We start from the raw sequence: 11288 nt of genomic DNA, 5'->3' as shown, positions 1-11288 counted from the left end.
ATTTTAAAATGAATTTTTTAGAACTTATAGGCAGCCGAGGCAGTGATGAGACTGGAGTTGCGGCGGGCTGTCTTGCTGGTACGGGCCTTATCCTGGTAGATATGCGAGAAACCGTATTGGAAGTTATACCCAATAGAGCCATCTAATCTTCCGAAGGAATAACCAACCTTGATGCCAGCTTCGCCGCCAAAGAGACTGCGGCGGAGATGGTTCTCATTCTTCCTGAAATCGTAGGTGGTGTTATAGCGGATGTAGGAACCATCGCCCTTGTACCCCTCCATGATGTTCATCGGATACATACCCTTGGTATGCATGGAGGTGAAGTACTCGTAATAGATGCCTACCTGCGGCTTGATCCACCATCCCTTCTCGTGGTAAGGATTATGGAGGAGATAGTAGCCCACATGGAGTGGGATGCTGATGAAGTTGTTGTTGTATCGGGTGTTCCAGGAGTCGCCGCCGAGGTTCTGGTACAGGTAGTCGCGCTGAACGAAGCGGATGCCCGCTCCTACCGCCAGCTGATCTACGATATTGTATTCGGCACCGATGGCAGCCGTGAAACCCGGTCGCACCTTATAATAAGTCTCCGACAAGCCCGACACATCCGTATCAAGCACACTGCAACTGACACCAGCTTCTGCCTCCACCTTCCAGCGGTAGGAGTTCTGCTGTGCCAGAATGCCTTGGCAGCAGAAGCCAAGGGCTATGGATAAATATACCTTTCTCATAAAAATGGGGTAGTTTGGGGTGAAAAAAGTCTTAATAGAGAAGAAGCAATCCGGCAAACGCAGAATAGAGTATCATGCGGATGGGATTGATCTTCATCACCTTCACGCCGATAAAGGTGGCAAAGAAGAGGGCGATGGAGATATAGAAATGCCAGGGATTGGCTGGCGTAGAGAAGTTCTCACCATTCATCAGGAGTAAGGCTGCGGCACCTACCAGACCGACAATGGCTGGGCGAAGACCGATGAAGATGCTCTGGACGGCTGAGGTCTTCATATACTTGTACAGCATCTTGCTGATAAGAATCATCAAAACCAAGGATGGGAGAACCAAAGCAAAGGTTGCCATGGCACTTCCGAGTACAGCCATCATGCCACTCATACCGGCATTATGGACAGCTGTATAGCCACAATAGGTAGCGGTGTTGATACCGATAGGTCCCGGTGTCATCTGAGAAATAGCAACCACATCGGTAAACTCCTTCATCGTCATCCAATGATACTGCGTAACAACTTGTCCCTGAATCAGGGATATCATGGAATAGCCACCTCCGAATCCGAAGATGCCTATCTGAAGGAATACGATGAAAAGCTGAAGAAATATCATATATTATTCTGTTGGTTGAATGAATTGACCATAGATGTAGCCACCTACGGCAGCTGCGATAATCACCCAGATTGGGTTGACGCCCAAAAGCCAAATCAGGAGGGCGGAGAGAATAGGAATCCAGCAGTTGACGAGCGAAATCCTGGCACTCTTGGCTAGCGAGAGCGTAGGTACGGCTATCAATGCCACGACGGCAGGACGGATGCCGGCAAACAGGGCTGCCACCACCTTGTTGTCTTCAAACTGATGGAAAAACATGGCTATCGCCAGGATAATAAGAAACGATGGCAACGAAGCGCCGAAGGTGCAGACGATGGCTCCCGGTGTTTTTGCCAACTTATATCCGAGCAGGGAACTCATGTTGATAGCCAAGGCTCCCGGACAAACCTGGGTGGTAGCGATGGCATCCAGAAATTCCTCCTTCGTCATCCAATGATGCTTGTCAACGACTTCGGATTCTATAATAGGAATCATGGCATAGCCACCCCCAAAGGTGACTATGCCAATCTTCATAAATGTTTTGAATAATGTAAGATAACTTACGCTATTATTCATTTTTTACCTTTTTACTTTTTTACCTTTTTACTTTTTCAAAGCTCTTTCTTCAATCCACTGACGTGCATTGACAAATGCCTCAATCCAAGGAGTTACCTCATCGTTGCGACGATCAGCTGGATACCAGGCATTCTGCCATGGGAAGATGGCACGCTCCAAGTGTGGCATCATAGCCAAGTGGCGACCATCTGCAGAGCAGATACCTGCTACATTGTAGTCACTGCCATTAGGATTACCTGGATACTCAGCGTAGTTGTATTTCGCAATGATGTTGTAGTGATCCTCTGGCTCTGGCAAGTAGAAACGGCCCTCGCCGTGAGCTACCCAGATACCGAGCTTGTCACCGCTCAGGCTACCGAACATCACACTGTCGTTCTGAGGAATGGTCAGACCGAGGAATGTACTCTCGAACTTCTTGGATGTGTTGTGGCAGAGGTGTGAACGATGCTTGTGCTCAGGATTGATGAGGTTCAACTCAACCATCAGCTGGCAACCGTTGCAGATACCGAGTGAAAGGGTATCCTCACGGGCATAGAACTTATCGAGTGCCTCCTTAGCCTTAGGATTGTAGAGGAATGCACCAGCCCAACCCTTGGCAGAACCGAGAACGTCGGAGTTAGAGAAACCACCGCAGAATACGATAAAGTTCACATCTTCCAGAGTCTCACGACCAGAAATCAAGTCGGTCATCATCACGTCCTTCACGTCGAAGCCAGCGAGATACATTGAGTAAGCCATCTCACGCTCACCATTGGTACCCTTCTCACGGATGATGGCTGCCTTGATGCCAGATGGCTTGCGGCGGTTGGCATCGAGACCATAGCTAGAGAGTGTGCCCTTGAAGCCGTAGCCGAAGTTCATCTCGATAGGCTGCTTCTTATAGTTGGTGTAGCGCTTCTTAGCCATACCATTCATACTCTGCTTGCGGTCGAGGAGGTAAGATGTCTTATACCAGTCGTCGCGCAATGCATCGATATCGAACTCGTGCTCGAAGCCTTCCTTCTTGATGATAATCTTGCGGAGCTCTGGAGCTGGATAACCAATCTTGGCATAACCGATACCGTTCTCATCGAAGAATGCCTTCAACTCATCCTTGTGAGCATCGCTTACCTGGATGACAACACCTGGGTTCTCGGCGAAGAGTGTCTTGATGATGTCGGCATCTGCGATGTCGTGGAGGTTGATCTTCATACCACCCTCTACGTTGGCGAATGTCATCTCGAGGAGAGTTGTAATCAAACCGCCGGCGCTGATATCGTGACCAGCCATTACCCAACCGCGGTTGATGAGCTCCTGTACGGCATTGAAGCAGTCAACGAAGTACTCTGGGTTCTTCACGGTAGGAACATCGCTGCCCACCTTGCCCAGGCTCTGTGCGAAGGCTGAACCACCGAGACGCTGCTCGTCGAAGCTGAAGTCGATGTGGTAGAGGCTAGAGTTCTTGTCGTTAACGAGAACTGGGCTAACCACCTTCTTGATATCTGAAACCTCACCGCCGGCACTGACGATAACGGTACCAGGAGCGATGATCTTCTCGCCGTTAGGATACTGCTGGGTCAATGAGAGAGAGTCCTTACCTGTTGGTACGTTTACGTGGATGGCGCAGCAGAAGTCTGACAATGCCTTCACACCCTCATACAGACGGGCATCCTCACCCTTCTGGCTGCGGCAAGGCCACATCCAGTTAGCTGAAAGGCTGATGCTGTCCATGCCATCTGCCAATGGAGCCCAGATAATATTGGTCAATGACTCTGCTACAGAGAGTACAGAACCTGCCTTAGGATCGGCAAGACCAGCCTGAGGAGCATGACCCATTGCTGTTACGATACCCTTCTCGCCACGATAGTCGAGTGCTACGACACCACAGTCAGAAAGTGGCAACTGAATCTGACCCTGTCCCTGCTGACGGGCAATCTTACCTGTTACGGAACGGTCAACCTTGTTGGTCAACCAATCCTTACAAGCCACAGCCTCCATCTGGAGAACACGCTGCAAGTACTCGTCGAGGTCGTCTGCAGAATAAGTTACATCTTCATATTTACGCTCTACGGTCTCATCTACCATCACAGTCTTAGGAGTATGACCGAACATCTGGGCTACATCGAGGTCGAATGGCTTCACACCATCAGCCTGCTTGAAGCTGAAGTGAGCATCGCCAGTAGTCTCACCAACCACGTACATTGGAGCACGCTCACGGTCGGCAATCTTCTGAACCTCGCTGATATACTTCTCGTCGATGAGCAAGCCCATACGCTCCTGACTCTCGTTAGCGATGATTTCCTTGGCGCTCAAAGTCTTGTCGCCGATAGGCAACTTAGACATATCGATTTCGCCACCGCACTCTTCTACCAACTCTGAGAGACAGTTCAAGTGACCGGCAGAACCGTGGTCGTGGATGCTGACTACTGGGTTCTCATCGTTCTCAACGAGTGCACGAACCAGGTTGTAGGCACGCTTCTGCATCTCAGGGTTGGCACGCTGGATAGCGTTCAACTCGATACCGTTGCTGTAACGGCCTGTATCTACAGAAGAAACAGAACCACCACCAAGACCGATGCGATAGTTATCACCACCTACTACGACAACCTTGTTGCCCTTCTGTGGCTCACCCTTCTTATAGTCACGCTTCTTGCCGTAGCCTACACCACCAGCAAGCATGATTACCTTATCGTATGCATATTTCTCGCCGTTTTCCTCGTGCTCGAAAGTAAGCACAGAACCGGTGATGAGAGGCTGACCGAACTTGTTACCGAAGTCTGATGCACCGTTGGAAGCCTTGATCAGAATCTGCTCTGGAGTCTGATAGAGCCACTTACGCACTGGCATGATGTCTTCCCAGTCGCGCTCAGCATCGCTCTTGCCGTTGTCATCCTTCAAGCGAGGATAAGCAGTCATGTAGCAGGCAGTACCTGCGATAGGCCATGAACCTACACCACCACCCATACGGTCGCGGATCTCACCACCTGTACCGGTAGCAGCACCATTGAAAGGCTCTACGGTAGTAGGGAAGTTGTGGGTCTCAGCCTTCAGCGAGATGACACTCTCGATATCCTTCACCTGGAAGAAATCGCTGGTAGTCTGATCGGCTGGAGCAAACTGCTCGATAACAGGACCCTGAGAGAAAGCCACATTATCCTTATAGGCAGAGAGAATCTTGTTAGGGTTCTCGTTGGTGGTCTTCTTGATCATGCTGAAAAGAGAAGACTCCATCTCCTTGCCGTCGATGATAAACTGGCCGCCGAAGATCTTGTGGCGGCAGTGCTCTGAGTTAATCTGTGCGAAACCGAAGATTTCGCTGTCGGTGAGAGGACGTCCGTTTTCTTTCTCCAGCTTGTGGAGATAAGCCATTTCGTCCTCGCTGAGGGCCAGACCCTCTTCCTCGTTGTACTTTTCGAGGTCATCGACGTACTTGATAGGTTCTGGCTCGTGGTTCACGGTGAACACATCCTGTCCGATACCGTTGTACATACGCTGGAGCATAGGGTCGTGCTCAGCGTCCTCGCTATCCACAGGGAAGTACTCCTCGATACGCGAAATGCCGTCAAGACTCATGTTCTGAGTTATCTCAACGGCATTCGTACTCCAAGGAGTAATCATTTCACGGCGTGGGCCAACATAGAAGCCCTGCAACTGCTGGGCGTCCTCTAAAGTTGCGTCACCATAAAGCCAACAAAGTTCATTGATTTCGTCCTGAGATGGTTTGTGGTCAATCTCGGTCGCAATCACACTCTTAGATGGAGTTCTGAAAAAAAGAATCATACTATTTCTCTTTTTATATTGTTAATGTATTAATTCTACCTTGACAAAAGCCTACATAATATGCTTTTGCTTTCCGACTGCAAAGGTAATACAAAAATCTGATTTCTCCGCAAAGAATACGCATTTATTTTCTTTTTTTAGTTAAAAAGGTGATAAATAGTGATTTAGTGGTTAAAATTTTATAAATGGATTAGACAAATAAGGTTTATTGGAGTCTTATCAGTAACTTTGCATCCAGAAAGAGACGTATAAAGCGTTTTATATGGAGGGCGTAACTGCCGTCTATATAATAACATAGTGATTAAAAAACAATAACAGAAAATTTAAAAATCGAAAGCAAATATGAAACAGACTAAAATTTTTGTAATGGCAATGATGGCTGTAGCCCTGATGGCTACTAGCTGTGCTAGTAAGAAGGATCTCCAGAATTGTCAAGCTGAAAATAGAGAATTGACTGCCAATTATCAGGCAACCAAGGAGAAGTTGGCTGCTGCTGAGGCTAGCCTTGCTGCTGCGCAGGAGCAGTTGAGCAGTACCAAGAAGGATTATGCCAAGTTGCAGAACTCGCTGGACAAGAGTCTGACCAATGCCAATCAGAACAACATCAGCATTGAGAAGCTCGTTGACCAGATTAATGAGAGCAACCAGTATATCCGTCACCTGGTAGAGGTGAAGAGCAAGAGCGATTCGCTCAACATGGTTCTTACCAACAACCTGACCCGTTCTCTCAGCCGAGAGGAGATGAAGGAGGTTGACGTTCAGGTGATGAAGGGTGTGGTTTACATCTCTCTGGCTGACAACATGCTCTATCAGAGCGGTAGCTACGAGGTAAACAGCCGTGCCAAGGAAACTTTGAGCAAGATTGCAAAGATCATCCAGGACTACAAGGATTACGATGTACTCATCGAGGGTAACACCGATAACGTGCCTGTAAGCACTACCAGTGCCAAGATGAAGAACATCCGCAACAACTGGGACCTCTCTGCTCTCCGTGCTTCTTCAGTAGTTCAGTATCTCCAGGACAACTTCGGTGTTAGTCCTAAGCGTATGACTGCTGGTGGTCGTGGTGAGTACAATCCTGTAACTACCAATGATACTGAGGTGGGCAAGATGCGTAACCGTCGTACACAGATCATCATCACTCCTAAGCTCGACCAGTTTATGGACTTGATCGACAAGGCTCCAGAGGATTCTCAGAAGTAATCTGAATAGAAAATATACAAGAAGGCACCAATGGGTTTATGCTCATTGGTGCCTTTTTTAGTATAAATATGCATAAATTATAGAATATGGCTTGGAAAAAAGCGCGTTTTATTGTCATTTTGACAGAAAATATCTTAATTCTCTTTCTTTTGTCGAATCTTTTTCGTAATTTTGCAGGCAAATTATTAATTATACATGAATTGTTATGGAAAAGATTAAGATGACAACTCCATTGGTAGAGATGGATGGTGATGAGATGACAAGAATTCTCTGGAAGATGATCAAGGATGAACTGATTCTTCCTTTTGTAGATTTGAAAACTGAGTATTATGATCTGGGTCTGCCTTATCGTGACCAGACCAGCGACCAGGTGACCATCGACTCTGCTGAGGCTGCCAAGAAATATGGTGTAGCAGTAAAGTGTGCTACCATCACTCCTAATGCACAGCGCATGGATGAGTATAAGCTTCATAAGATGTGGAAGAGCCCTAATGGTACTATCCGTAGTATTATGGATGGTACTGTGTTCCGTGCACCTATCATCATCCCAAGCATCCATCCTTGTGTGAAGAATTGGGAGAAGCCTATCACCATCGCCCGTCATGCATACGGAGATGTATATAAGAGTGTGGAAATCCGTGCCGATGAACCGGGAGTAGCCAAACTCGTGTTCGAGGGTAAAAGCGGAAAGAAGCAGGAGGTGGAAATCCACAACTTCGATGGTGCAGGCGTTATCCAGGGTATGCACAATACCGACAAGAGTATCCGCAGCTTTGCTCACAGCTGCTTCAAGTTTGCCATCGATACCAAGCAGGATCTCTGGTTTGCTACCAAGGATACCATCTCAAAGACTTACGATGCGCAGTTCCGCAAGATTTTCGAAGAGGTTTACGAGAGTGACTACAAGGAGAAGTTTGCTGAACTCGGCATAGAATACTTCTATACACTGATAGATGATGCTGTGGCTCGTGTAATCCGTAGCAAGGGTGGATTCATCTGGGCCTGCAAGAACTATGATGGTGATGTGATGAGCGATATGCTCAGTACCGCTTTCGGTTCTCTGGCAATGATGACTTCTGTATTGGTTTCTCCAGAAGGTAAGTATGAGTATGAAGCTGCGCATGGTACCGTTACCCGTCACTACTATCGCTATCTGAAGGGCGAGGATACCTCTACCAACCCAATGGCAACCATCTTTGCATGGAGTGGTGCCTTGAGAAAGCGTGGTGAGATGGATGGACTTCAGGATCTCCAGAACTTCGGCGACCAGCTGGAGGCTGCTTGCTTCGATACCTTGAATGATGGTATCGCTACCAAGGATCTCGTCAACCTGATGGAAGGTGTTGAGGCTAAGCCTGTCAACTCAGCCGGCTTCATCGCTGCTATCCGTGAGCGCCTGGAGAAGAGATTGGCATAGTCCTCTCTCTTCTTCAGAAAGATAAAAACAAAGCCCTGCAGTACTTCTCGTTTATATAGAAGTATTGCAGGGTTTTATTTATTAGAAAAGCGATTTGTTTAGTTATATGGTGTAGCCAATATAATTACACTGAGTTAAAAAGTGTAACATTATGCTGGGCTTTGTCATTTTTTTGCAAAAAACTCGTTGTTGTTACAAAATTGTAATCTAATGTAACGCTTATTACGAGATAAAAAATGTATTTTTGCACCATAATTTCGAATTTATAAAAATAGATTATGGAAAAGGCGGATAAAAGAATTCTTGTTGTTGATGATGAACAGGATTTGTGTGAAATCTTGAGTTTCAATATCCAGATAGAAGGATATCATGTGGATACAGCCAATTCTGCCGAAGAGGCTTTGGAAATGGATATTGCATCCTATGATCTGTTGTTGCTGGATGTGATGATGGGAGGTATGAGTGGATTCCAACTGGCTAAGAAGTTGAAGGAGAACCCGATGACTGCCCATGTGCCAATCATTTTCCTTACCGCTCGGGATACGGAGAATGATACGTTGACGGGATTCAACCTGGGTGCTGATGATTATATTTCCAAGCCATTCTCCATCCGTGAGGTGATGGTACGCATTCGTGCCGTATTGCGCCGTACCGCAGAACAGAATGGTAGTGCTGATGAACCTAAGGTGATTGGCTATCAGGGGCTGGTGCTGGATCTTGATAAGAAAACGGTTAGCATTGATGGCGAAACTGTTCCTTTTACCAAGACTGAGTTTGAATTGCTCCATCTCTTGTTGGAAGAAAAGGGCAGAGTCTTCTCCCGTCAGGAATTGATTGACAGGGTGTGGCCTAAGGATGTAATGGTACTCGATCGTACCGTGGATGTGAACATTACCCGTATGCGTAAAAAGGTTGGACGATTTGCAAAGTGCATCGTGACTCGTCTCGGTTTCGGATATTATTTCGATGCCTGATTGGTTTGACTTTGATTTACAGATAATTGTGAAGTTTAATGTTCAGTTTTTAAAGTTCAATGCTTAAAACAAATACTGTAGGTAGAAAATTGTACTTTAGTGTGCTGGCGGTGTTCCTAGTGTTCGCTGTCAGCTTTATCGTGTTTCAGCAAACACGAGAGAAGCAGTATAAGATTAGTACCCTTACCTTGAAACTTGCCACCTATAACGAATTGTTGGTGGAGGATCTCGCTCTATCTTCTTCAAATGGTATTCTATTGTCGGATACGGTGAATCTGGTGGATAGTGTCAGGGTAGCTGAGGCTAAACTTGAGGATTTTGTTCAGGAACACGAAAGTAAAGACTTGAGAGTGACTCTTATCAAGCCTGATGGTAAGGTTATCTATGATAATATGGGTAAGGATTTTCGCAAGTTTTCCAATCATGCAAAAAGAGCGGAGATTGCGGAGGCACTTCAGTATGGAATGGGAACCAGTGTAGAACGCCAGTCTTCTACCCTCAAGCACGATTATTTCTATGTGGCATCCTATTTTCCTAAAAGTCAGCTAGTTGTGCGTACGGCGTTGCCATATAACGATGATTTGGCAAAGTCGCTTCAGGCTGATCAGCATTATATCTGGTTTGCTCTTGTTGCCGTCATCATTCTTACGCTTGTGCTCTATCGTTTCACCAGTCGTCTGGGTAGTAATATTTCCAAACTCCGTATATTTGCCTATAAGGCAGATCATAATGAAAGCCTGGAGGTAGAAGATTTGGCAAGCTTCCCGGGGGATGAATTGGGAGAAATTGCTGAAAGAATCATCAAGATGTATAAGCGCGTGCAGACTACCCGAAAAGAACAGGATATCCTGAAAAGACAACTTACTCAGAATATCGCTCATGAGTTGAAAACTCCTGTGGCTAGTATTCGGGGATATCTGGAGACGATTCTGGATAACCCGCATATCAATGAGGCGACCAAGGCGCAATTCCTGCAACGCTGCTTTGCCCAAAGTGAGCGGTTGACCTCCTTGCTTCACGACATCTCTACGCTTAACCGTTTGGATGATGGTTCTGATATGATAGATTTTGAAGCGGTAGATATTACCCGGTTGGTGACTGATATTACCCGTGAGACAGCGTTGGCTCGACAGGAAAGGAAAATGACTTTTGATAATCGGATGCCGGAACATATCGTGGTGAAGGGAAACCGAAGTCTGATATATAGTATTTTCCGCAATCTTACAGATAATGCCATTGCTTATGCTGGAGAGGGGCGCAAGATGACCTTGGAGGCGAAGGAACAGGGAAATAAATGGCATTTCATTTTCCGGGATAATGGTCAGGGAGTATCACCGGAGCATCTGGCCCGTTTGTTTGAGCGCTTTTATCGGGTGGATAAGGGGCGTAGCCGCAAAATGGGTGGTACTGGCCTCGGGCTTGCCATTGTAAAGAATGCCGTTCTCCTGCATGGAGGTACTATTCGGGTAAGTAATTTGCCGGAAGGCGGTCTCAAGTTTGAGTTTACCCTTAAAAAATAAGCAAAAATATTTGAATACAATATATAATATGCGCGCGCGAGAGCGTGCGCATATATGCGTATGTATGCGCGCCCCAGTGTGCGCATGTATATTATAAGGTGCTGAGTATCTGATAGTTTATTTAAGTGTTTATAACTGTTAAAAAATGGCGTTTTTTGAAACTTTTTCCTCAAAACATTTGGTGGAATGAAAAATAGTTAGTACTTTTGCACTCGCTTTTGAGAAATACACTTTCTCTTAGCAACTAAAGAAAGAGTTCTTTGAAAGATTTTACATAAACAGACAAGTAGTACAAGAAGCGGTTGACTTCTTAGAAATAAGAAAGTTGACTGGGTAAAAGAAACGAACCGTCAAGTAATTGACAAGTCAGGTTTACTAAGCTTCAATAAACGAAAAGGATATTCGTCCTAAGTACAGACAACAAACACCGACTGCTTCAGCAATGAGGCAAGAAGTAAAAATGATATTTTACAATGGAGAGTTTGATCCTGGCTCAGGATGAACGCTAGCTACAGGCTTAACACATGC

General features: G+C 46.3%; 8 protein-coding genes. 4 read left to right on the top strand and 4 right to left on the bottom strand.

What is annotated here, in order from left to right:
• Positions 1–17: 17 nt before the first annotated feature.
• The 4 genes from AAAT87_RS08040 to purL are packed head-to-tail and all read right to left on the bottom strand — an operon-like array spanning position 18 to position 5646.
• A complete protein-coding gene (locus AAAT87_RS08040; protein ID WP_349226146.1) occupies positions 18–728 on the bottom strand; it encodes a porin family protein in 711 nt (236 codons plus the stop codon).
• Positions 729–759: 31 nt separating this feature from the next.
• Positions 760–1332, bottom strand: coding sequence for a chromate transporter (locus tag AAAT87_RS08035; RefSeq protein WP_298531937.1), 573 nt, complete (start codon positions 1330–1332; stop codon positions 760–762).
• A 3-nt stretch (positions 1333–1335) separates the two neighbouring features.
• Positions 1336–1887, bottom strand: a complete 552-nt coding sequence (locus AAAT87_RS08030; RefSeq protein WP_296972740.1) for a chromate transporter — start codon at positions 1885–1887, stop codon at positions 1336–1338.
• A 27-nt stretch (positions 1888–1914) separates the two neighbouring features.
• The gene (gene purL / locus AAAT87_RS08025) at positions 1915–5646 is read right to left on the bottom strand and encodes a phosphoribosylformylglycinamidine synthase (RefSeq protein ID WP_349226145.1); all 3732 of its coding nucleotides are present in this window, start codon (positions 5644–5646) and stop codon (positions 1915–1917) included.
• Between the two features lie 342 nt (positions 5647–5988).
• Here purL and AAAT87_RS08020 point away from each other — a divergent pair, with 342 nt between their 5' ends.
• From AAAT87_RS08020 to AAAT87_RS08005, 4 genes are all read left to right on the top strand, one after another.
• Positions 5989–6849, top strand: a complete 861-nt coding sequence (locus AAAT87_RS08020) for an OmpA/MotB family protein (protein WP_349226144.1) — start codon at positions 5989–5991, stop codon at positions 6847–6849.
• Between the two features lie 205 nt (positions 6850–7054).
• A complete protein-coding gene (locus tag AAAT87_RS08015) occupies positions 7055–8266 on the top strand; it encodes an NADP-dependent isocitrate dehydrogenase (RefSeq protein WP_349226143.1) in 1212 nt (403 codons plus the stop codon).
• Between the two features lie 278 nt (positions 8267–8544).
• On the top strand, positions 8545–9240 hold the full coding sequence (gene phoB, locus AAAT87_RS08010) for a two-component system response regulator PhoB (RefSeq protein WP_295024953.1): 696 nt from the start codon (positions 8545–8547) through the stop codon (positions 9238–9240).
• A 59-nt stretch (positions 9241–9299) separates the two neighbouring features.
• Positions 9300–10760, top strand: a complete 1461-nt coding sequence (locus tag AAAT87_RS08005) for a sensor histidine kinase (protein WP_349226142.1) — start codon at positions 9300–9302, stop codon at positions 10758–10760.
• The last annotated feature ends 528 nt before the right edge of the window (positions 10761–11288 follow it).

This window comes from Segatella sinensis, assembly GCF_040095255.1.
In the GTDB taxonomy this organism is placed as follows: Bacteria; Bacteroidota; Bacteroidia; order Bacteroidales; family Bacteroidaceae; genus Prevotella; species Prevotella sinensis.
Note: the sequence above shows the minus strand (reverse complement) of the source record. Positions and strands in the feature narration are given on the sequence as shown.